We start from the raw sequence: 24,284 nt of genomic DNA on the forward strand, positions 1-24,284 counted from the left end.
ATAGGGAGCGACTCGTCCCTATTATAATCATCCCAATAGGGATACTTTATTGCCTGAACTCAATGTTTATCAGCGCTAAAACTCATAATTAGAACTGCTGCCTGCCGTGCGGCATCTGGAAATACCTAATTTATTCAAGATAATTCGTTAGGTACGAACTATCTTGTAGGTATTCATCAATTTCTGCGGGAAACGACACTACTTATTCAATTCATGGCGTTTTCATGAATTTATAGATATAAAAGATATCTTTTATATAACGACCAGTTTCCGGCTTCCACTTACCATCACCTCTGCTGATAGCACCATATCCTTCGGCATAAGATGCTATTGCTAAGGCTAGTTGGTTGCTCTTTCCTTCCCATTTTTTGAGCATGGTGAAAAAGTGCTTGGTGCAACCTTTTACATTTTGTTCGATATTAAAAGGATCTATTATTTCTAACGTGCTGAAATTGAAGCTTTTAATTTGTCCCAGGCCTTTTGCATCTGTGATGGATACAGCATTTCTATTAAATGACGATTCTCTAGCTATTAAAGCTGCAATAATACGCGGATCGATATCGTACTCTATCCCGTATTTGACAATTGATTTTGCAATAAGTTCAGCTTCATCGTAAGGAACTTTTTTGTAGTAACCGACAATGTAACTCATAATAACCTGAAAATCGTCGTCAGCAGCATAAATTGTTTTACTTTTACTTCGAGGTGTATAGACGATATCCTCTATAATATTCCAGCTCGTACTTTGCTGCGAAGCGATAGTTTCGATTATGGGCTTGTTCTGCTTATTTTCATTTATAACCTTTTGCTTCGAACTCTGTGGTTGTGATCCAAAAATAGAAAATAACACAAACACAGTAATCAAAATGGAAGCAAAATCCATTAAAAAAGTTCCTTGAGAAGCGGAGCTATTTCATCAATCGCAATGTTTTCTTTTTTTGCATCCCTTCTGAATTGTACTTCAACTGTTCCTTGTGTGATGCTTTTTCCGACAATGACGTTAATTGGAAAACCGGCAAGTTCTGCATCTTTGAATTTGACTCCGGCACGTTCGTCTCTATCATCAAGGATCGTGTCAATATTCTGGCCCTTTAATTCGTTGTAGATATTTTGTGCTATTCTCTTTTGTTCTTCATCTTTTATATTGACGATGATTATATCTACTTCAAAAGGCGCTATTGCCGATGGCCATTTAATTCCTGCATCATCATGGTTTTGTTCGATAGCTGCAGCTGCTGTTCTTCCGATGCCGATACCGTAACAGCCCATGATAAACGGCCTGTCTTTCCCGTTTTTATCAGAAAAGGTTGCATTCATAGCTTCTGAATATTTTGTTCCTAATTTAAAAATATGACCTACTTCTATTCCCTTAGTTTTAACATATTTCCCTTTGTTACATTTAAGGCAAATATCGCCTTCTTCTATGAATCTGATATCAGCAACTACATCAGGTACAATGTCTTCACCTACAAGTGCACCTCGATAGTGGGTATCAATTTCGTTTGCACCTATAATTGCTTTGTTCATTTGCATAACTGCTTCATCAGCAATTATTTTGATTTTTTCTTTCAGGCCGATTGGTCCGGAAAACCCTACTTTTGCACCGGTCACTTTTAGCACAACTTCCTCGTCTGCTAAAATAACTTCGGTGTAGCCAAAAAGTTTTTTAAGCTTATCTTCATTTATCCTGTGATCACCTCGTACTAATACCATAATAGGTTTTTTATCAGCCATGTAAATAATTGATTTGATAACCTTATCAGCATTCACCATGAAATAAAACCGGACTTCATCAATTGATTTAACATTTGGGGTCGGAACTTTTCTTAGCTTGGATTCTCTTGGTGCAGTGCTCACCGAAACTGGATTGTAAGCTTTCCCAATATCAATATTTGTCGCATAATCACATTCATTGCAGTACAAAATATCTGTCTCACCTGTCTCGGCAAGTACAATGAATTCATGTGATTCGTTCCCGCCAATTAATCCGGTATCCGCTTCAACAACTTTATATTGGAGACCGCAACGGTTGAATATCTTGCAATAGGCCTCGTACATTTTTTTATATGTTGTATCGAGATCTTCAGGGCTTTCATGAAAAGAATAAGCATCTTTCATGACGAACTCTCTCCCTCGCATCAATCCGAATCGTGGACGTACTTCATCCCTGAATTTTGTTTGAATTTGATAGAGATTGAGCGGCAACTCTTTATATGACCTTACCTCACCTTTAACGAGATTGGTAACAACTTCTTCATGAGTTGGCCCGAAACAGAACTCACGTCCATGCCGGTCATTTATTCTCAAGAGTTCTTTTCCATATTTATCCCAGCGACCGCTTTCTTTCCATAGTTCCGCAGGGATTACCGAAGGCATGACAATTTCCTGTGCTCCGGCATTGTTCATTTCTTCCCTGACAATGTTTTCTAATTTCTTTATAACTCTATTTCCTAAAGGGAGTAAACTGTATATGCCAGCTGCTAGTTTTCTGATGAAACCGCCCCTTAACATGTACTTGTGGCTAAGCACTTCTGCTTCGACCGGATCTTCCCTTAATGTTGGCATGAACAATTCTGACATTTTCATAGTTAGTAATCCTCCTTATAAATCAAAGAAACTTAAATATCTATTTTTTTGATATTAATATGTAATTCTTCAAGCTGATCTTTCTCAACATCAGAAGGCGCATCTGTCAGGAGACAGGCGGAACTCTGCGTCTTGGGGAATGCGATTACATCCCTTATTGAGTCAGCTCCTGTGATCATCATGATCAACCTGTCAAGTCCAATCGCTAGACCTCCATGCGGTGGAGCTCCGAATTCCAGTGCTTCTAATAAAAAGCCGAATCTTTGTTGAGCTGTAGCATCATCGATGGCGAGCAGTTTGAATATTTTTTCCTGAACTGCTCGATCGTGGATACGGATGCTGCCTCCACCGAGCTCAATACCATTGAGAACGATATCATATGCTATTGATTTTACTTCGAGTGGTTTAGTTTCAAGTTTATCAAGGTCCTCATAAGCTGCCATTGTGAACGGATGATGGAGTGAATTAAGTTTTCCGGTTTTTGTGTCTTTATCAAAAAGAGGGAAATCGACAACCCAAACAAAATTAAAGTCATTAGGCTTTATGAGATTTAAGCGGTTTGCCAGCTCGATTCGTAAACGGCTGAGCGATTCGGCAACTATTCCCGGCTTATCAGCAACAAAAAGGAGGCTGTCCCCTGGTTTTCCATCCAGTGTAAGCACAATCTGTTTTACCTGATCATCGGTAAAAAACTTTACTATAGGTGACTGATACGTGTAGTTGTCGATATTATTATCGTCACCTTTAATCGTTATCCACGCAAGCCCTTTTGCTCCGAATTTGGCGACAAATTTTGTCAGATCATCAAGGTCTTTTCTCGATAATTGTGAGCCGCCAGGAACTCGAATACCCTTAATCTGTCCACCGCTATTGGCTATTTGATTAAACACCTTGAATTCTGCGGTTTTACAGATATCGGTAATATTAACTAAATGAAGGTCATACCGTAGGTCAGGAGCATCTTTACCATATTTATCGATGGCTTCATCATAGGTAATTCTAGGGAAGGGACCTTTGACTTCTATTTCAGCTGCAGCAAACATTTTAACTATTAATCCTTCGGTAAGGCTGATAACATCTTCCTGTTCAACAAATGACATCTCCAAGTCTATCTGAGTGAATTCCGGTTGTCTGTCAGCGCGAAGATCTTCATCTCTGAAGCATCGGACTACCTGATAATATTTATCGAATCCGCTAACCATCAATAGTTGCTTGAATAGCTGCGGTGACTGAGGAAGTGCAAAAAACTTTCCGGGAAATACTCTGCTCGGGACAAGATAATCTCGTGCACCTTCCGGTGTGCTTTTTGTGAGCATTGGTGTTTCGACTTCCAAGAACCCCTTCGTATCAAAATAGTCTCTAGCAGCTTTAACGCATTTATGACGGATAATAAAATTATTCTTAACATTTTCTTTTCTCAAATCAAGGTAACGATATCGTAATCTTAAGCTTTCATCTATTTCAAAATCGTCACTGACACTGATAACAGGGGTTTTGCTGGTGTTAAGTATTTCTATCACATCGACCATTACTTCAATTTCCCCGGTCACCATCTTTGGATTAACGGTTTCTGCGCTTCGAGCACATACTTCTCCCTCTACCTTGATGACATACTCAGATCTTATTTTATCTGCAATGTAGTGGGCTTCCTGATTTTTTTCAGAATCGATTGTAAGCTGTATTATGCCTTCTCTGTCCCGAAGATCAATAAAAATAACTCCGCCGTGATCTCTTCTTCGATTTACCCAACCGGATAAAACTACTTTCGTTCCAATTTCTGCTTTGCTTAGTGTTCCACAATAACTTGTCCTATACAAAATTATTAACCCCTTTCAAAAAATGAAAAATTGCACGTATTGAGAAATAACCCACACATACTTTATTCTGTTATTATTTCAGCTAAAATAGCTTCGTTTTGTAATTCGATTTTTTGCTGTTCGCCGGTTTTCATGTTTTTTATTGTTACGTAGCCATTTGCTATTTCATCATCACCGATGATAATTGTTTTTCGAACATTTAATTTGTTAGCTCTTTTCATTTGTGCGGAGATAGACCGCTGCTCAACTTCTATTTCTCCGGTTAAGCCATGATCTCTCAAGAACTGTAGGATAATAAATCCTCTTATTTGGGCAAAATGACCAAGCGCAATAACAAATACGTTAGGTTGGTTCATTTCCGGCAACTTAATGTTTTTTTCCATCATGGCAAGTACTGTGCGCTCAACTCCAAAAGCGAACCCAATCGCAGGAACATTATTTCCACCTAATTCTTTTATGAGATTATCATAACGTCCACCGCCGCATAAGGCGTTTTGAGCTCCCAGCGCATCACTTCTTATCTCGAAAACGGTTTTTGTGTAGTAATCAAGTCCTCTTACCAGATTCGGATCGACAATGAAATCAACTTTAGCAGCTTCTAAATATTCAAGAACAAAATTAAAGTGATCCTTGCATTCCTGACATAATACTTTGGAGCTGGAAGGTAATCCTGAGAAAAACTTTTGGCATTTTGGATTCTTGCAATCAATTATTCTCATAGGATTTCTATAAAATCTTTCCTGGCAATCTTCGCAGAGGTTCGGTAAGTTGATCTCAATAAAAGACTTTAATTGTTCCTGGATAACAGGCCTGCATACTTGGCAGCCAAGGCTATTGACGTGGACCGTTATTCCGCTTATTCCTAAACGCTCGAAAAGGCGAATCCCGATTATTATCATTTCTGCATCAATTAATGGGTTCGGGGAACCGATCGCTTCTGCCCCAATTTGGTGAAACTGTCGGTACCTTCCTGCTTGTGGCCGCTCATAGCGGAACATAGGGCCCAGATAATAGAGCTTAGTGATCTCGTGAGGACTTATAAGGTTATCTTGAATGCAAGCCCTGACAACCGAAGCCGTGCCTTCTGGCCGAAGGGTTATATTTCTGCCACCTTTATCTTGGAAATTGTACATTTCCTTGGAAACGATGTCCGTTTGCTGTCCGATACCTTTTGTAAACAGTTCCGTTTGCTCTATTATCGGAGTTCTGATCTCAGTATAATTATATTTTTTGAAAATTTCTGCGGCAATTAATTCGATGTATTGCCAGTATCTTATCTCCGGCCATGTTATATCTCGAGTGCCGCGTGGCGCTGTATATTTCATATGTTCCCTTTTTCCGTCAAATTTAATTGTGATTTATAGAAATGTTTAGTAACCTCATTTTATTAAATAGTTCATTTTTATTCAATCCCAGGAAATAAGCCGTATTATCTATGTCGTTTCTAGAGGTTTCGAGTATGGTGTTTATTAATGCCTGTTGGTATTTTTGGATTGAAGCATGAAGCGGCATATAGATACCTAAAATATTATGTTTCGAAACCTGATACAACATATCCATAGTGATCCCTATGTTACTTAAGTCAAGATAGGGATCGGTAGCCGTTAAAACTGCACATTCAAGAATACTTTCTAATTCTCGGATATTCCCTGGCCATTCATAATTCATTAACAGGTTAAAAGCTTCAAGTGATATACTCTTTATGTCCTTATTGTATTTTTCGGCATATTTTTTAATAATGGTGTGTATAAGTAATGGGATATCTTCTTTTCGCTCCACTAAAGAAGGTAATCGCAGGATGTATAAGTTATCATTAAGAATATCATGTTCTTTAAATATGTCTTTTTGCCCTTTCCAGGGCAGTATAATCCGTGGCGTTATCTCCTGTAGTGTCGAATCATTAATTTTGTTCTGATTACTGCTTATCATGTTTAGCAAGCTAATAATGAAATCACTGGATTGCTCTTCCAAATGTTCAATATATACGGTTCCTGCGATAGGGCTTTTTAAACCTTCAATATCGCTTTCAATGCTCTCAAATAGGTTATGGAAGGTAATCCAGAACTGGTTTTCTAAGTATTCATTATCGTACATGCTCAAATTAATCTGTTTAAACTGCAAGTCCTTTTGCCGGCTGCTCTCGTGTATAATCCTCGAAATGCTTGATTTCCCTGTGCCTGATTGTCCTCGTATAATAATGTTCCTATTTGATGCAATAGCATCATTCAGATTGACTTTTAGTTCTTTAATCGCCTTGCTTTCTCCAGCAAACCAAAAATATTTGTGCATTTTGTCATTAATATTTGGAGCATTATAGATGATTGATTTGAACAGAAATTCTTTCATTTGTTCTATCGGCATATTTGAAGTAAAACAGAAATCAACGCCAAGTCGCATGTACTTGATAGTAAGATTCGTATCGTAAATACCGTAAACAACAATACGTGACTTAGGCGAATCAATTTTGATTTTATTAATGAAATATTCTATTTCATTCGTGTCGTCTTTATAGTTCAACACGATAACATCAAAACTTATCTCGGTCATTTTTGATGCTAAATCATAATAATCTTTAACCATAAGAGTTTGACCATTATTTCTTGTTAATTCAAGAAAGGTGGCTGATATAGATTTAGGGATATCATTAAATAAGGCAACATTCATAATATTATACCTTTTATTACACTTAAGACGGTCAATGGATGTCTTGTGTTTTGTACATAATATAAACTTAAAGCTAGCTATTTATAAACCATATATAGATTTCAATCTTTAACGACTTTTAATCACGAAGCGAATATGAATTTTAGTGAGTTTGGACCTTATAATCTTGCAAAAATCTGCTAGTCATTAATTTGATTATCTCAATGATAGTACAACAATGAGAACTTGTCAAAATAGTTGTTACCATTAAATATTTTACTTATCAATAAATTATCAGCAGTGAGAGTTATTATGCTGACCATTAAAATGAAGAAGGATTTCTCCAGATATGTTAATTAAATGATAAGATGTTTAATTTCCGATAATTCTTTTGAGTTTTCACTGAGAATCAACTTTGGTGCTTATTGCTTTTTTTTTTTTGAGTAAAAGTTGGTAGGATAGTTGACCTGTTTTGTTAATCTTTGTCAAATAAAGAATTCATTAATTATCGTCAAAATATAATCACTGGAAGTTTGAAAAAAATTCTCTGGGTTTATAAATAAATAGCTATTTCGCTTGTCAATTTAGGATAGACGATCTTGAATTGGGATGCTACAATTCATTTGTTAGGTCAAACTAACATAATCTGGGATATTAATAGAATGATGGTATTATGAAAAACAATAAAAAGAATTATGTAATTTTTTTAGTATTTAGCTTGGTTTTGTGTTCACATCTCTACGCGGCGACCGATAGTACCTTAACATTAGAGAAGAGTATTGAAATAGCCTTAGAGCAGAACACAGAAATTATTTTAGCTCAGGAAGATAAGAAAATGGCTGAAGCGCAAACATTATCGGCCTGGTCTACTGTTTTCCCAAAACTCACCATTGAGACTGATTATTCAAAAGTTCATTCAAAGCAGCAGATGGCTCAGCTCAGTTTCCTTCCTCCTGCTGCGCAGCAGAGTATCTCGGATCCTGCTGATGCATATGTCGTTAAGTTTTCTGCACAGCAGATCCTTTATAGCGGGCAGGTCGGGGCAGCTCTTGAAGCAGCTCAGTATGGAGTTGACCTTGCAGACAATAACTTGGCAGCCAAAAAGAATTCGGTAGTTTATACCACGAAAGAAGCCTATATTAATGTCCTTAAAACCGATGAACTTTTAAAGTCCGCATTAGAAAACAAGAAGTTAATTGAGCAGTTGATAAGCCAAACTGAAGCCCTTATATCCGCAGGTCTAGCAACAAGAGCTGATTTGCTGAAATTGCAATTACAACTTAAAAATATCGAACAATTAGCCATAATCGCTGACAGTACAACAAAAATATCACGTCAGCAATTTAACCTGGTTTTAGGATTTCCAATCGACAGATCAATCAGTTTGCAACCTTTTAAGGGGACGAATTACAGGGAATATGCAAATGTAAGTCTGCCGGATTTAGTGAAACTGGCAATGAATCAAAGAAAAGAGTTGGAGGTTCTTGATTATTCGATAAAACTATATAACACTCAGATCTCCGCAATCGCGAGTGCTACACAACCGATGGTATTTATTTCGGGAACTTACGGACTTCTCAGCGATAACTATTCCTATGACTTGGAGAAAGACAAAGATTGGATTGTTGCATTAGTTGCGAAATGGAATTTTTATGATGGCGGGGACGCTCAATCAAAAGTTGATAGCACTCGATCTACTATAGCAAAATTGCAAGAACAGCGAAAACAGTTGGTTAACGGGATCACATTAGAGCTAAGCTCAATAATAAGTAGTATAACTTCATCTATTGCCAGAATAGGGGTTTCACAGAAAGAACTCGAGCTTGCCCGCGAAAATGTCAAAATTGCGAGTGAAAAATACGTCAATGGGTTAGGAACGAACTTGGATGTGGTGACAAGTCAAACGTCTTTATTGACTGCGCAAACTAATTTAATTAACTCCCAATATGATTTCGAAATAGCGAAAGCTAAATTGAATAAAGCTGTTGGCGAAGTAAATAAAATATAATGGTTGAATAGTAGAAAATATAATAGTAATGCAAGGAATTTTATTAATTTCTTAAAAAATATGTTGTTATGTAAATAACATCGTGCTGAACAGGAGCGAGCATATGAAATCAATAGCTAAAGTATTAAGTGTTTTATTTATTTCCCTATTAATATTTGGTTGCGGTACTAAAGCCGATAAGAAAATCGTAGAAATAAAAACAGAAGATAAAACAGTTCGGGTTTTTTCAGCCAAAAAAGGATCGTTCACTCAAACTCGGACAGTTTCAGCCCAAACTGATGCAAATAAAGATATTACCTTAAGTTCTGAGACCAATGGCAAGGTGGAGTGGTTAAGGATTTCCGTAGGAGATACGGTTTTTGCAGGGCAGCTTATTGCTAAGGTAGACGAGAAGATGGCGCATGCTCAGCTCGATGTTGCATCAGCTAATTATAGATTTGCCCTGAGCAATTATGAACGGCAAAAACAGTTATACGACAAGAAGATTGTTTCCGATCAACAATTCGATCAAGCAAAAAATCAGCTGGAAACCGCTAAGGCAGGGTTGGAGCTATCGATGATACAACAGCAGAATACGAGCATTTATGCTCCTTTTCGAGGAATCATCGCAGCTAAATTTATTGACGAAAATGAACTTATTAATGTAGGGAAACCAATTGTAAGAATAGTTAATCTAGATACCATTAAGATCATCGTTGATGTTGTTGAGCAGGATATGACTAATCTTCGACTTGGAGATCTTGTTAATGTTGAGATACCGAGCCTTCGTCAATCAACATTTAGCGGGATTATAAGCAAGATAGGCTACGTTGCTTCTCCTCAATCTAAAACCTTCCCGGTGGAAGTCCTGGTGAGCAACCCTTCTCATATGATTAAGGCTGGAATGGTGAGTTCGGTGAATTTCAAAACAGACAAGTATAATAGTGTTGTGGTTGTCCCTCAAGACCTGATAATAGAAGGCGAGAATTTCAAGGGCGTAATGATCGCATCAGGTAATAAAGTTGAACTTCGGGAAGTTAAGGTTACTCCTCCGGAAAAAGAACATATTGGCGTAATTTCCGGCATCGAGGCTAATGAAAAAATTATCTATGTAGGGCATAAAAGTGTTTCAAATGGAGAATCAATAAAAGTTATTGAGGACAAATCTTATGTATATAACTAATTTATCGATAAAGAATTACCTTACTGTTTTTGTCTTGGTTGCCCTCATTGCTATAACCGGCACAATTGCTTATATTACGATGCCCAGAGAATCCGCTCCCGATATTACGATTCCTTATGTTATTGTCCAGACTGTTTATGTCGGTGTTTCTCCTGCTGATATGGAAACATTAGTTACGAATCGTATCGAGAAGAAATTAAAAGCTCTTGAGAATGTTAAAAGTATAAAATCAGTTTCTGCAGACAACGTATCGGTTGTAACTATTGAGTTTGCGAGTGGTACTGATATTAGCGATGCTGTAAGAAAGGTAAAAGACAAAGTTGATCAGGCAAAACCTGACCTCCCTGCAGACGCTGAAGACCCTCAAGTTATCGAGCTTAATTTTTCTAATATTCCTATACTTGTCCTGAACATTTCAGGGGATGAAGGTCTTGTAAGGCTTAAATCATTGGCTGATAACCTGCAGGATAAAATTGAAGCTGTTAAAGGGGTTTTAGATGTAACAATGGCTGGGGACCTTAATCGCGAAATTTTGATATTGCCTGATATGCATCAACTTCAAAAGTATAATTTGTCACTTAACTCGATATCTCAAGCAATTCAAGCCTCAAACATTAATATCCCCGGCGGTACTCTTGATATTGGAGAGTCTAGATATTTAATAAGGATACCTGGTGAGCTAAAGGACACGAAGGTTATCGAGAACGTTGTTATTGATTCTGTTGGAGGCGCACCTATTTACTTGAGGGATGTAGCAAAAGTTTATGATACCTTTAAGGAAAAGACAAGTTATTCCCGCTTGGATAATAAAGCGAGCATATCGCTTTCAATTCAGAAGCGGTCCGGTGAGAATTTAATAGCGATAGCAGCTAAAATAAAGAAGATTATTGATGAAACCAAGCTTACACTGCCGCCGTCGACAAAAATAGACATTCTTGCGGACCAGTCCACTAAGATCAGGGATATGGTTAATGAACTGGAGAATAGTATCATACTTGGACTTATTCTAGTTGTCCTGGCATTGTTCTTTTTTCTTGGTGTAAGGAATTCGATGTTCGTTGCGACTGCCATTCCCTTATCAATGCTTATTTCCTTCAATGTATTACAGATGATGGGCATCACCCTTAATATGGTTGTGCTTTTCAGTTTAATATTGGCGCTAGGCAGATTGGTAGATGATTCGATCGTTATCGTTGAAAATATTTACCGCCATATGCAAGAGGGATATTCCCGTGTCGAAGCTGCTAAGGTTGCAACTCATGAGGTTGCATGGCCGGTAATATCCTCTACCGCAACGACGATAGCTGCATTTATCCCGCTCATTTTTATGCCAGGGATCGCGGGCGAGTTTATGAAATATATCCCGATAGTCGTTATCACCACCATTGCTTCCTCACTTTTTGTTGCGCTTGTTATCAATCCTGTTTTTTGTGCCTGTTTCATGAGCGTTCACGGTAGTAAACTTGAAAAAGATGAAGAGAGTGAAGTTTATGTCGAGAAGTCTGTAATAGTTTCTTTTTATAGAAAAGTTTTAATCAAGGCGTTACGTTACAAAAAAGCGACAATACTTATCTCAGTTCTTGCTTTTGTTACCTCGATTATTATTTTTCGAGTTGCTAATGCAGGGTTCGAATTTTTTCCTTCGGTAACACCAGAAGAAGTATATATTGATATATCTACTCCTGAAGGGTCTACTCTTGACTATACAAATAGCGTCATGAGTTCAATCGAGACTTTTCTTTTTACCCATTCTAATATTAGCCGTGTTACAACGATGGTTGGATCTCAGGGTGGCGGCTTTGCTATTGGTGCAGACAATTCGAGCAAAGGTAGGATCATTGTAGAGTTCAAGGAAGTTGAAGCTAGATCAGAGAGTCCCCTAAAGACCATAGCGTGGATTAGAGAAAAGATAAAAAAAATACCTGGTGCTGAGATCGAAATTATAAAAGAATCAATGGGACCTCCAACTGGCGCACCAATTGGAGTGAAGGTCACGGGTGAAGACTATGCCATTCTTTCTCTCTATACCAAAAAGATTAAGAATATGATGAATGCTATGGGTGGAATAGTTGATATTAAAGATGACTACTCAAAAGGTCGTCAGGAAATAAATATCGACATCGATAGTGACAAAGCATCCATTGTAGGTGCAAACACCGCTATGATCGCCTCAACGATAAGAACTGCTATTCAGGGAAGTAAAATATCAGTATTTCGTGAAGGAAGTGAAGAGTACGACATAACCTTGCAGCTTCAAAAAGATCAACGGGCAGATATGGGGAGTATTGAACAACTTATCATCAATGCAAAACAAGGTGTGCAAGTGCCGTTAAGGGAACTTGCAACGGTTAGTACCCGCGGCGGAATCAATGCCATCAACCATTTCGACTCCGATAGGGTAATAACCATAGAGGCAGCTCCGGCAGAAGGGTTTTTGGCCGCAGAAAGAATGAAAGCCATATCAGGTAAGCTTAGTTCAATGCAGTTACCTGCTGGCTATAAGGCAGATTTTGTCGGTGAGAACGAGACCCGCCAGGAAATGGCGAATTATTTGCTTAAAGCATTCGTGGTTGCGCTCCTCTTGATAGCGATTGTATTGGTCACGCAATTTAATTCTTTATTATTGCCATTTATTATTATGTTTTCTATTGTTTTATCGCTCATTGGTATTTTGCTTGGGCTGGTTATATTCCAAAAACCATTTGGTATCGTTATGACTGGCATTGGGATCATCTCTCTTGCTGGGGTTATTGTTTGTAATGCAATCGTACTTATTGATTTCATACAACAGTTAAGAGAACGGGGTTTTGACAAATATTCAGCTGTTATCAACGCCGGAGCTGCAAGGCTTAGGCCAGTGCTCCTCACAGCGATAACTACGATTCTCGGTCTCGTCCCAATGACATTCGGAATTAATTTTGATTTTAAGGTTTTTTTCGAAAATTTGTTTTCAGGTAATTTTGCAGGCCTTATAAAGGTTATTGATCTTGGAGGTCAAACAACTGAGTTCTGGGGGTCAATGGGTTCCGCAGTTACTATCGGGTTAGCCACCGGTACAATTCTCACACTGATAGTCGTTCCCGCACTCTATATCGTTTTTGATGATATGAAAGAGAAATATTTTAAGAAAAGTTAAATATAGCTTTTGATTCCAACTAATTACAATTAATAGAGCCCGCGCACTGCGCGGGCTCTATTAATTTTAATATATACTAGCGAATCACCTACATTGCATAATGACCACGGTATCGAGGTCCTAGATATTCTTTTCCGACAAAGAGATTCACTTTTGAATTATTTTGCGGGAGGTTATAGCCGGAGATATAAACAACTACTTTAGAAAAGCTCTTTAAATCGATCATTTCGTCGATAAAGAAGTAAACTCTTCTTTCATAAACATTTTTGAACCCGAAAAAAGCCGGACTATAATTGTAATAAATAATTGAATATGCGATTAATGCTAGTCCAAAAATGTATTCCATGATAGTCTCCCCTTTTCCTTTATATAAATTTATCGTAGGGAATTTTAAAAAATTGCAAGAAATTTAAAAAAAGAAATGAATAGCATTAAGAATATTTATTTCAAAAGCTTGTTGAAATAAATATACTCATACTTGCATTGGTGAGTAACAACTTCTTTTTTAGGCGTTAACCATAGTTAACTGCCTCTGATTGTTTACTAATGGTTTTAGAAAATATTTACTATTTTGAAACCATAAAATAACTCCTACATTGCATAATGACCGCGATATCGAGGTCCTAGATATTCTTTTCCGACAAAGAGATTTACTTTTGAATTATTTTGCGGGAGGTTATAGCCGGAGATATAAACAACTACTTTAGAAAAGCTCTTTAAATCGATCATTTCGTCGATAAAGAAGTAAACTCTTCTTTCATAAACATTTTTGAACCCGAAAAAAGCCGGACTGTAATTATAATAAATAATGGAGTACGCTATTAATGCCAATCCAAAAATGTATTCCATGATAGTCTCCCTTTTTTCTTTCTATATGTTTATCGTAAGGGTTTTTTTTAATTCCCATCAATTTTTGTAAATATTTTTGTAAATATAGTAGTTTGTCGTATATACTTTTGAAACTTAGCTGGCTCGCATACTTATTATTTATAGGTATGAGTCCTGATAGTGGCATTCTGGGATAACAAATGGGCCCTGTTAGCTGACCAACCATTGCTTGTTTTTTTTATTGATTTCTTTTATACTTAATCTGTTATAATTTAGGTACGAAAAACCCTCTAGCTCGGATTTGGAGTTAATCTGAGAAGTACTGACTATTTAATTTATCGAGTGCTGGGAAAAAACATAAAGGAGATGAGCTTACAGTGAAAATCGTAAAAGAAAAAAAAGAAAAGAACATTATAACTTTCGAAATAGAGGAAGATTACCAGAAAGTATCAGAAGCAATGAACAGCGCTTTTAAGGAACTGGTAAAGCAATCCAAGGTTCCTGGTTTTAGGCAAGGTAAAGTACCACGAAATATTTTTGAGAAACACTATGGCACTGGGATGTTATTAGAAAAAGCTGTTTCTAATGTAGTTAATAATATATATCCAGTTCTTGTTGAACAGAAAAAGCTAGAGCCTATTGATTATCCTACTGATTTAAATATTATAAAAGCAGAAGAAAACCAGCCGTTAGTATTTTCTCTTTCTGTTATAGTTAAACCTGAGGTAAAGCTTGGTAAGTACAAGGGTTTGAAGATCCAAAAGGTGGATGATGAACTTTCTGATTCAGAGATCAAGAAGCAGATTGATTCTATCCTTGATAAATATGCTGAGTATGGGATAGTAACGGACGAGCAAGTTAAAACTGATAGTATCGTGAATTATAGTATAAAAGCATCTGTCGGTGGTGAGCTAATTTCTGAGTGGACAAAAGAATCGAGTGGAACTAAGATCGGCTCTAATATGATTAGTGAAGAGTTTGATGAAAACCTTGTTGGCATGAGTATTAATGAAATGAAATCTTTCACGATCGATTTCCCGGAAGATTATCAGTTTACTATCGCTGCAGGAAAAGAAGTAGATTTTGAAGTAACAATTAAAGAAATAAAAGAGAAAAAGGTTCCTGAACTCACATCTGAATTTGTGAAAAAGATTTCTGACAAAGAAACTGTTGAAAGCTATAAGGAAGACTTAATCTCTAATCTAAAGGAAAACAAGAAAAAGGAAGCCGAAGAGAAAATGAGAAAAGAGTTGCTTGAGAATATAGTTAGTGATTCTCCGGTAGACGTCCCCGATATACTTATTCAGCGTGAGATTAATAATATATTGAAAAGAGTAGATATGTCTTTGCGGGGAAGCGGTTTAAGTCTCGAAAATTATGTCAAATTTACCGGGAAAAGTCTTGATAGTATGAAGGCTGAATATCGAGATTCCGCATTGTTTAATGTTAAATCTGATCTGGTGCTGGAAGTGATAGCCAAGACTGAAAAGATTGAATCGACGGAAGAAGAGATCAATAAAGAAATAGAAAAGATTGCTAATAGCTATAAAACAGATGTAGCTATTGTGAAGAAAAATCTTAGCGATAACGAGCTTGATTATATTAAACATTATTTAACATATGAAAAAACGATAAAGTTTTTAATGGATAATGCTAAAATAGTAAAATAGTTTTAAAAAAACAATAAAAAATAAGGGGGTATTGATATGCCATTAATTCCAATGGTTATTGAACAGACAGGGAGAGGGGAGAGGTCTTACGATATTTATTCTAGACTTCTCAGAGAAAGAATTATTTTTGTTGGATCTGAAATAAATGATGACATTGCAAATCTAATAGTTGCCCAGCTTCTTTTTTTAGAAGCCGAAGATCCTACAAAAGATGCATACATGTATGTTAATAGTCCGGGTGGTATTGTTACTGCAGGATTGGCAATATATGATACAATGCAATATATAAAGACAAAAGTATCCACGATTTGTCTTGGTCAGGCAGCGAGCATGGGCGCGGTATTGTTAGCCGCAGGAGCTAAAGGAAAACGCTATGCACTTCCAAGTGCCAGAATTATGATACACCAGCCGTTAGGTGGTGCTCAGGGGCAAGCAACAGATATAGAGATTCAAACAAAAGAGATAATCCGGATAAAGAAGTACTTAAACGACATACTTGTGAAACATACTGGGCAGCAATTGAAGAAAATTGAGAAGGATACGGACAGAGATTTTTTCCTAAGTGCAGCAGAAGCAGTAGCTTATGGTCTTATTGATGAAGTAATTACTGGCGTCGAGGAGACAAAGAAATAGTTTCTTAGAAGTGGCAGTATTGCCACCTATTTTAATATCGTACATATCGGTAATAAAGGATGAAGTGATAAGTTATGTCAAAAAACAATAATCCCAGATGTTCGTTTTGCGGTAAGACCCAAAATGAGGTTGATAGATTGATCGCTGGACCTGGTATTTATATCTGTGATGAGTGTGTAGTTCTATGTAAAAATATACTTGATGACGACATTCAGATAGAGAATATCTCTGATGAGTTTAGCAGTGTTAAGCTGCCTAAGCCAAAAGAGATATTTGAGGAGCTTAATAAGTATGTAATAGGGCAGGATACAGCTAAAAAAGTACTGTCAGTGGCAGTATATAATCATTATAAGCGCATTTATACAGACAATGTGACTGTTGATGATATAGAAATACAGAAGTCGAATATCCTGTTGTTGGGTCCTACTGGCACCGGAAAAACCCTTCTTGCGCAGACTTTGGCTAGAATATTGGATGTCCCAATTGTAATAAGTGATGCCACTACTTTAACGGAAGCAGGTTATGTTGGCGAAGACGTAGAAAATATGCTATATCGTTTAATTCAGTCGGTTGATGGAAATATTGCGAAAGCTTCCAAAGGGATTGTATTTATTGATGAAATAGACAAAATTACTAGAAAATCTGAAAACCCATCAATCACAAGGGACGTGAGTGGTGAAGGCGTGCAACAGGCATTACTCAAGATGCTTGAAGGAACTGTTGTGAATGTACCATCCCATGGGGGACGGAAACACCCGACTCAAGAGTATATTCAAATTGATACTCGCAACATTCTTTTTATTGCCGGAGGAGCTTTTGATGGCATTGAGAAGGTTATTGAAAGTAGGGTAAATATTAAGTCTATAGGTTTTTCTCCTAATGCATCTCAGGAGATACAGGATAAAAAACTTCACATTCTTTCGTATATCGAACCGGAAGATTTAATTAAGTATGGCTTGATACCTGAATTGGTAGGTCGTGTACCTGTCATTTCTGCATTAGAAGCGCTTACTGAAGAAGCACTTACAAAAATACTTACTGAACCGAAGAACGCTATTATTAAGCAGTTTGTAAAATTATTGCATATGGATAATGTAAAACTAGAATTTACGAAAGAAGCCATTGCAAAGATTGCACATAGGGCAATGACTGCGAAAATGGGGGCTAGAGCCTTGCGTTCTATTGTTGAATCAATCATGCTTGATATCATGTTTGAGGTTCCTTCCTCTAATAAAAAAGAGCATGTTGTTATTACAGAAGAAATGGTAATCAATCAATTAGGCAGATTAAAGCTGGAAGGAAAATCTCAAGAAAATGTTTCAGTTATAAAAAAAGGTGGTAATATCCAGAGTATAGAAACCGAAACTACTAAAATAGCTTAAAAATTGATAAACTATGGCCAAAAAAAAAATTAATAGACTTTTACCATTAATTCCTTTAAGGAATATGGTTGTTTTTCCTAAAATGATAATTCCTCTTTTCGTAGGAAGGCAAAAGTCTATTCAAGCTCTTGAAGAGTCGCTTTCTAATGACCGTATGGTCATCTTGGTTTCCCAAAGAAATGAGAATATTAATGAGCCGGCTCCTCAAGAGCTGAATGCCATAGGAACATTAGTAGAAATAGTTCAGATGCTGAAACTTCCTGACGGAACTATTAAGGTTTTGGCTGAGGGAGTCAGCAGGGTCAGGATTACTGAACTCGTGGAAGCTGATTCTTTTTTTAAAGCGAAGGCTGAAATTATCGAGGATGTTTCTGATATTACCAATGCTGAATACGTAATAAAATCCATCTCTGAACAGTTTGAGCATTATGTTAAGCTGAACAACAAAATACCTGCTGAAACTCTTATGTCCATTATTAGCATTGAAGACCCGAGCAGATTAGCTGATCTTATAACCTCGTATTTAGTTATTGATGTTAATCAAAAGCAAGATATTCTTGAGATAAACAATGTAGCAGAAAGACTCGGGAAGCTGTCCGATATACTTTTGCGTGAAATTGATCTTTTGGAAGTAGAGAAAAAACTGCATGTGAAGGTCCAGGATCAAATCGAAAAAGTTCAACGGGAATATTACCTTAAAGAGAAAATTAAGGCTATTAAAGAAGAGTTAGGCGATTATGATGAGATATACTCAGAAGTAGACGATTACAAGAAAAAGATTACAACACTGAGTTTGCCACCCGAGGCGAAGTCAAAAGTCACAAGAGAGATTTCGCGCCTTGATAAAATACCAACAGTTTCGTCCGAATCAGGAGTTATTAGGACATATCTTGATTGGCTCTTAGAGCTTCCTTGGAATACAAAAACCGAAGATTATATTGACATCGATAAAGTAAAAGAAATTTTAGATAACGAACATTATGGTCTTGATAAAGTAAAAGAACGAATTTTAGAATATTTTGCAGTATTTAAACTTACAAAAAGAATCCAAGGTACAATATTATGCCTCGTTGGACCACCAGGAGTAGGTAAAACATCAATTGCTAATTCTATCGCAAATGCAATGAATAGAAAGTTTTGCAGAATCTCTCTTGGCGGAATAAAAGATGAAGCAGAATTACGTGGACATCGTCGTACCTATGTTGGCTCATTACCAGGTAGAATAATTCAAGCTATCCATCGGGCAAAAACGAAAAATCCCGTAATTTTACTTGACGAGATAGACAAACTGGGCACGGAGTTCAGGGGTGACCCGGCTGCAGCACTGATGGAAATTTTAGATCCCGAACAGAATTCTACTTTTTCTGACCATTATCTCGAAGTTCCTTTTGATTTATCTAACGTGATGTTTATTGCTACGGCCAATACCACTCATACGATAGAGAAACCGCTGTTGGACCGTATGGAAGTAATCCCTATCTCTGGTTATACCGATGCGGAAAAAAAAATAATCTCCAATAAACATTTAATTCCTAAGCAGCTTGAGAAAAATGGAATACCTTTTAACGACTTGATATTCACTGATCAGGGCATAAGCATGATCATTAAATACTATACAAGGGAAGCCGGAATTAGGAACCTGGAAAGATTAATTGCGTTATTCTGCCGTAAAGCAGCTAAGAATATTATTACTAACGATAAGCTTCCGATAGAAACTACCAAAGCAACTGTAAAGAAGTTTTTGGGTCCGGTTATCTATCGTGGAGATAAGATGAATGAGGAACATGAGATAGGCGTGGCAACGGGACTAGCTTGGACAGCTGTTGGTGGATGTCTTATTCCCATTGAAGTAGCGTCCGTCAAAGGACGGGGTAAGTTAATGCTTACCGGACAAATGGGTGACGTAATGCAGGAGTCTGCTCAGGCAGCATTAACCTATATTAGGTCTTGTACTCATCGGTTAGGAATAGATGATGACTTTCACCGTAAACGTGATATACATATACATATCCCTGAAGGAGCAGTACCAAAAGATGGACCATCAGCAGGCATTACTATTGCTTGTGCGCTCGCTTCATCTCTAAGCGGTATACCAGTTCGCAAAGATGTGGCGATGACGGGAGAGATTACGCTTCGAGGGAAAGTATTACCGATTGGAGGGCTTAAGGAAAAAGTTCTTGCCGCTTTTCAGGCGGGTATACATATTGTCATTATTCCAGCTGATAATGAGCCGAATCTTGCAGATATCCCTAAATATATCCGAAGAAAAATGAAATTTGTTAAAGCTAAAATGCTTGATGAAGTGCTTGCCACTGCCTTTACTCAGATGCCAAACAAGTTAATCTAGAATCAGTAAGCCATTCCAAAGAATATGAATAATGGTTGAACCATTTTTAACTGAGGTATCCTGAACTCCGAGGATGTTAATGCAGTGAGCCGAACTGTCCGGCATAACCGAACAGCTCAGCTGATAATTATGGGTGTTATTCTATTTCTGTATCTTCCAACGGTAAAGAATATAGAACTTCGTTACATATATTACAATTACCTTGATAGTATAGTTTTCCTGTATTTGTCTGTTTAAGTTCCTCCGCCTCCATGCATACAACATTGTCACATGATTTACAATAAGCTTTTCTTTCCATACTCAATTCTCCCTTCTTCCAGCTATTATTTTATATCATATTTTTCAGCCCAATACAAAATGTTGTGTTTCAACCCAATAAGCTGTTGCTTGATGCCCTGAAGCCTTTCAAGCTCTGCTTGTTTTGACTGGTAATCGGCAGATCCGCTGGCTTTTTTTACTTCTTCTGCCTGTTTCTTTATTCTCTGGTCATGAGAATCGATTGTCTTGATTCTACTATACAAGTAGCTTATTTTGTTTCTGAATGTAGTCGAGTGATCGAATTCCGGCTTTTTGCTAATCAAAAGCATTATTTGCTCAATTTTTTCTTCGAGATTTCTTCTGTTTTCCAGCATCATGGAATACTCCTGAGCGCTGGCAAACCCGGCTGTATTAAGGGCTTTATTAACTATTTCAGAGTAATGCTGGTTTGCCTTAATAATGGGCTCCATTACTTTAAGCAGTAACTTTTGGGATAGTTTACCTCGTAATGATTTCTCTTCATCTATATTATAAGTTTGCTCTGAAGCTATTCGATATGCTGAACTCACCCAATTGTACGCCTCTTTCGGAGAAAAACCTTTACTGAAATTTGTACCAAAAGTATAGAGACCTGTTTTATCAAGTTCATCAAGTGCATTTACCATTTTTTGTTCAGTATATTTTTGTATCCATTCGCCAAGCTTTTCGACCGAAACACCTTGTTGCTCAATCCCATGTATTATCTCTTTTACTTTTACATATACATCCGGTGTCGCACTAGCTGATGTGATCCCGGCTATTGATACCATACCTGCAATTAGCGGACTGTTCGAGACGCCCATTCCGCAATAGCCGACTTCTTTTCCTTCTTTAATAGCAGAAAAAATAATAGCCAGCGTTGCTTCAACAAGGGCAGGATCTTCTTCATCGTAAGTTCCTTGAAGCCTTGCCGAATCACGATCTGTCATTAAGTAACCCTGTGTAAGATCGTTGCTGCCTATTGAGAAACCATCAACATAGCGCAAGTAGGCATGAGGATTGCGGGCAACTGATGGAACTTCAGCCATAACGAATATCTTCAGGCCCTTTCCCGCATTACTTGAAAGCTGTGTCCTGAGCTCTGTTGATGTTGCGGCTATCTCACTTTCTTTTCTGACAAAAGGTAGCATTATATGAAGGTTTGTAGCGCCATAAGTAGTTCGTGCTTTTTTAAAGGCTTCAATCTCCCATGTGTCAATTCCACGGGAAACTCCTCTGTATCCTATCATGGGGTTGTCTTCTTTTCCTTCGAAAAGTACGCCGCCTGTTAACCCTTCATACTCATTGCTCTTATAATCTGTTGTTCTGTAAATGACATCTTTTCCTTCAAAAGACCTGGCAAACAAAGCAACCCTCTGGGACAACATCTCTACGTAGAATTCTTTGCCACTTTTATACCCGCTAATCTTAAGTTTATCTTCGATTGACGATTTTATTTCCTTAACATTCTCAAGCAGCTCATTACGTGATTGGAACTTATCAAGACCTATTGTCACCATGTCGTATAGTAAACCTTCTTCTTCGCTTATTAGCTCTACGTCATGTATTCCTGTTGAACTGATATTGGCTATAGTGTCTTTTTTCTGGCTTATTTCAGCGAGAGTCTTCTCAAGCTCGCCTGTCTCTGCAAGCGTAACGATCCTGTTGAAAACGCCCGCATCATATGCTTTAAGAGCTTTATAATGGACACCAATTGCACCTAACACAAATTCTGCCCTGAGCAGACCAACCTTAAAGTCGGGTATGTTTTTTAATGAATTGAGTTCTTTTGCCGCATCAACGTCAGCCAGTATTAATCCAACTGCTGTTTTCGTAGGATATTGCTCTTTAATTCTGAGGGTATCGATATCTTTTCCGGCTTCGACCAGATCGAGTTCTCCCTCAATAATAGAACCACGAGTACCGTCAACTGTTATGATTTTTCCATTCATAGCTTTTAACGCTTCGATGTTATTTACTCCAATAACAGCCGGGATACTAAGTTCTCGAGAGGTAATAGCCGCATGCGATGTTCTTCCTCCGACGTTAGCAACAACAGCACCGGCTAACTTAAACAATGGAAGGAAGTCCGGATCCGTTCTCTCTGCTACAAGGATGTCACCTTTTTTGAATCTCGTAAATACTTCTGGAGTGATCTTGTCAACAAATACAACTTTTCCTGTAGCAGCACCTTTTGAAGCACCATCACCTTTCAGCAGTACCTTGCCGACTTTAACCGCTTCAGTAAAATCCTTCTCTGCTACTTCTTTTGTTTTCATCGGAATAACGCCTGGATTCTCTTTTGCCTGTTTGCTATGCTTGGTTTCAGGTCTGGCTTGTACAAGATACAATCCCGTATCATCTATCGCAAACTCTGTATCCATATATATGCCATAGTGACTCTCGACTCTTTTGACCATATCAGCAATAGCGCGGACTTGATCATCACTTAGTGTCCATGCAAATACCTTCTCAGCCGGGGTCTTGATTTCCATTGTTCCTGTGCCGGTTTCTTTGTTAACCATCATGACATCCTTCGGTCCAAGGGTCTTTACAATCAGTTTACCATCTTTGGTCACAAGGAAGTTGTCTGGAGTTACTATGCCGCCTACAACTGTTTCACCATAGCCAAAGTTGGCATCGATCGATACAACATTATCCATACCGGATGAAGGGTCAATGCTGAATGCGGTACCGGCTATTTGCGATTTGATCATCTGTTGTATAACAACGCTGACAGCTATATTGTTAAAATCAAAGCTTTTAAGTGCCTGTTCCCGTGGTGTGCCGCTATTGATGGCTTCATCTATTTGGCTGAGGCGATATTCAAGGGAACGGATGTTAAATCCTGACGCGAAATCTCTTTGTACGTGGAGCACGACGGTGTCTGATCCTTTAATGTTAAGATATGTGTCCTGTGCGCCTGCAAACGCTGCATCAGCACTATCTTCGCCGACGGCGGAACTCCTGACAGCTACTTCCAGATCTTTCTTGCCTACTTCGTCGCACACATCTTCATACGCTGTTGCTATATCTGCTTTGAGATTGGCTGGCATATCAACTGACATTATAGCAATCTGAGATGCGATTGATAATGCCTGAAGTGCCTTATATCTTTCGTTTTGATCAATATTTTCCTCTACAATAATCTGTTTTGTTGCTTCAATCCTGTTATTAATATATTGCCGTAGAGCAATGTTAAGTACTTCGTTCTTTTCATTATTTGCCTGTCTGTACTCAAGACCCTTGTCACGAATAAAGGATGGCTGTTCTTTGCTCCCGATATTATATTCTAGGATTGCGTCATTAATGAATGCATCGAGCTTAACCTGGTTTACCATACTGGTATCAAGATGCAGGTTGTAAGCTGTTGCCGTTACTGCTCTGAACTTCGCAGTGTTAACTCCAGGGATATTAGTAAGAATCGCGCAATTTTCGTTTTTACCGCCAACACATGCAGATGCCTTATGATCTTGTAATAGTAGTCCTATTTGTTGTGCATTAAGAATAAGCTCTCTGGTCAAATCCAGTTCTTTTGACCGTAACTCTGTTATAAACCCTCCAATATGCTTAGTAAATAAAACGCGACTCATTAGTATCCTCCTTGAAATATTTGTTAAGTTTTCTTCGTTGGATTCTTTCAAACCAACATTGCTTTATCGTTAAATACATCAGAAAATTGCAAATAATTATTCCACCCCCAACTCCTAAATAGAAAATTCACACAAAGATATAGGAATGTATAGGACAGATTTTTGCCAAAAAATTTACTAAACCCTGGATGGTTTTGATTTTT

The 24,284-nt window shown here is 37.7% G+C and carries 15 protein-coding genes; 7 read left to right on the plus strand and 8 right to left on the minus strand.

Annotation, left to right across the window (positions count from 1 at the left end; all coding sequences use genetic code 11):
- Positions 1–211: 211 nt before the first annotated feature.
- The 5 genes from DKM50_00005 to DKM50_00025 are packed head-to-tail and all read right to left on the minus strand — an operon-like array spanning position 212 to position 7,067.
- Positions 212–883 (minus strand): hypothetical protein, encoded by a 672-nt coding sequence (locus tag DKM50_00005; GenBank protein PZM84984.1) that lies wholly within the window; start codon positions 881–883, stop codon positions 212–214.
- A complete protein-coding gene (locus tag DKM50_00010) occupies positions 883–2,586 on the minus strand; it encodes a proline--tRNA ligase (protein ID PZM84985.1) in 1,704 nt (567 codons plus the stop codon). Before DKM50_00010 ends, DKM50_00005 begins: the two co-directional genes overlap by 1 nt.
- A gap of 32 nt (positions 2,587–2,618) precedes the next feature.
- Positions 2,619–4,406, minus strand: a complete 1,788-nt coding sequence (locus DKM50_00015) for an aspartate--tRNA ligase (GenBank protein ID PZM84986.1) — start codon at positions 4,404–4,406, stop codon at positions 2,619–2,621.
- 59 nt (positions 4,407–4,465) lie between these two features.
- Positions 4,466–5,728, minus strand: a complete 1,263-nt coding sequence (locus DKM50_00020) for a histidine--tRNA ligase (protein ID PZM84987.1) — start codon at positions 5,726–5,728, stop codon at positions 4,466–4,468.
- A 22-nt stretch (positions 5,729–5,750) separates the two neighbouring features.
- The gene (locus DKM50_00025) at positions 5,751–7,067 is read right to left on the minus strand and encodes a hypothetical protein (GenBank protein ID PZM84988.1); all 1,317 of its coding nucleotides are present in this window, start codon (positions 7,065–7,067) and stop codon (positions 5,751–5,753) included.
- Positions 7,068–7,719: 652 nt separating this feature from the next.
- Between DKM50_00025 and DKM50_00030 the strand changes: the two genes are divergently transcribed.
- The 3 genes from DKM50_00030 (at position 7,720) to DKM50_00040 (ending at position 13,352) form a co-directional block, all read left to right on the plus strand.
- The gene (locus DKM50_00030; GenBank protein ID PZM84989.1) at positions 7,720–9,054 is read left to right on the plus strand and encodes a hypothetical protein; all 1,335 of its coding nucleotides are present in this window, start codon (positions 7,720–7,722) and stop codon (positions 9,052–9,054) included.
- Positions 9,055–9,157: 103 nt separating this feature from the next.
- A complete protein-coding gene (locus tag DKM50_00035; GenBank protein PZM84990.1) occupies positions 9,158–10,216 on the plus strand; it encodes a hypothetical protein in 1,059 nt (352 codons plus the stop codon).
- Positions 10,203–13,352: an AcrB/AcrD/AcrF family protein gene (locus DKM50_00040; GenBank protein PZM84991.1), complete on the plus strand. Its 3,150-nt coding sequence runs from the start codon at positions 10,203–10,205 to the stop codon at positions 13,350–13,352. Before DKM50_00035 ends, DKM50_00040 begins: the two co-directional genes overlap by 14 nt.
- 88 nt (positions 13,353–13,440) lie before the next feature.
- Here the strand turns inward: DKM50_00040 and DKM50_00045 are convergent, their stop codons facing one another.
- A complete protein-coding gene (locus tag DKM50_00045) occupies positions 13,441–13,698 on the minus strand; it encodes a hypothetical protein (protein PZM84992.1) in 258 nt (85 codons plus the stop codon).
- 245 nt (positions 13,699–13,943) lie between these two features.
- Positions 13,944–14,201, minus strand: a complete 258-nt coding sequence (locus DKM50_00050; GenBank protein ID PZM84993.1) for a hypothetical protein — start codon at positions 14,199–14,201, stop codon at positions 13,944–13,946.
- A 356-nt stretch (positions 14,202–14,557) separates the two neighbouring features.
- Here DKM50_00050 and DKM50_00055 point away from each other — a divergent pair, with 356 nt between their 5' ends.
- The 4 genes from DKM50_00055 (at position 14,558) to lon (ending at position 20,212) form a co-directional block, all read left to right on the plus strand.
- Positions 14,558–15,850, plus strand: a complete 1,293-nt coding sequence (locus tag DKM50_00055) for a trigger factor (GenBank protein PZM84994.1) — start codon at positions 14,558–14,560, stop codon at positions 15,848–15,850.
- Between the two features lie 36 nt (positions 15,851–15,886).
- A complete protein-coding gene (clpP, locus tag DKM50_00060; GenBank protein PZM84995.1) occupies positions 15,887–16,483 on the plus strand; it encodes an ATP-dependent Clp endopeptidase proteolytic subunit ClpP in 597 nt (198 codons plus the stop codon).
- Between the two features lie 74 nt (positions 16,484–16,557).
- Positions 16,558–17,865: an ATP-dependent Clp protease ATP-binding subunit ClpX gene (locus DKM50_00065; protein PZM84996.1), complete on the plus strand. Its 1,308-nt coding sequence runs from the start codon at positions 16,558–16,560 to the stop codon at positions 17,863–17,865.
- 13 nt (positions 17,866–17,878) lie between these two features.
- On the plus strand, positions 17,879–20,212 hold the full coding sequence (lon, locus tag DKM50_00070) for an endopeptidase La (protein PZM84997.1): 2,334 nt from the start codon (positions 17,879–17,881) through the stop codon (positions 20,210–20,212).
- A gap of 323 nt (positions 20,213–20,535) precedes the next feature.
- On the opposite strand, the gene DKM50_00075 is transcribed toward lon, so the two are convergent.
- Positions 20,536–24,081: a hypothetical protein gene (locus tag DKM50_00075; protein PZM84998.1), complete on the minus strand. Its 3,546-nt coding sequence runs from the start codon at positions 24,079–24,081 to the stop codon at positions 20,536–20,538.
- Between the last annotated feature and the right edge of the window lie 203 nt (positions 24,082–24,284).

It is taken from the genome of Candidatus Margulisiibacteriota bacterium (genome assembly GCA_003242895.1).
Taxonomy (GTDB): Bacteria; Margulisbacteria; Riflemargulisbacteria; order GWF2-39-127; family GWF2-39-127; genus GWF2-39-127.

Coding starts and splice junctions, on each gene's coding strand:
- DKM50_00045 (PZM84992.1), bottom strand. CDS start 13,698: ATGGAATACATTTTTGGACTAGCATTAATCGCATATTCAATTATTTAT.
- DKM50_00075 (PZM84998.1), bottom strand. CDS start 24,081: ATGAGTCGCGTTTTATTTACTAAGCATATTGGAGGGTTTATAACAGAG.
- DKM50_00030 (PZM84989.1), top strand. CDS start 7,720: ATGAAAAACAATAAAAAGAATTATGTAATTTTTTTAGTATTTAGCTTG.
- DKM50_00065 (PZM84996.1), top strand. CDS start 16,558: ATGTCAAAAAACAATAATCCCAGATGTTCGTTTTGCGGTAAGACCCAA.
- DKM50_00025 (PZM84988.1), bottom strand. CDS start 7,067: ATGAATGTTGCCTTATTTAATGATATCCCTAAATCTATATCAGCCACC.
- DKM50_00050 (PZM84993.1), bottom strand. CDS start 14,201: ATGGAATACATTTTTGGATTGGCATTAATAGCGTACTCCATTATTTAT.
- DKM50_00005 (PZM84984.1), bottom strand. CDS start 883: ATGGATTTTGCTTCCATTTTGATTACTGTGTTTGTGTTATTTTCTATT.
- DKM50_00040 (PZM84991.1), top strand. CDS start 10,203: ATGTATATAACTAATTTATCGATAAAGAATTACCTTACTGTTTTTGTC.
- DKM50_00020 (PZM84987.1), bottom strand. CDS start 5,728: ATGAAATATACAGCGCCACGCGGCACTCGAGATATAACATGGCCGGAG.
- DKM50_00010 (PZM84985.1), bottom strand. CDS start 2,586: ATGAAAATGTCAGAATTGTTCATGCCAACATTAAGGGAAGATCCGGTC.
- DKM50_00035 (PZM84990.1), top strand. CDS start 9,158: ATGAAATCAATAGCTAAAGTATTAAGTGTTTTATTTATTTCCCTATTA.
- lon (PZM84997.1), top strand. CDS start 17,879: ATGGCCAAAAAAAAAATTAATAGACTTTTACCATTAATTCCTTTAAGG.
- clpP (PZM84995.1), top strand. CDS start 15,887: ATGCCATTAATTCCAATGGTTATTGAACAGACAGGGAGAGGGGAGAGG.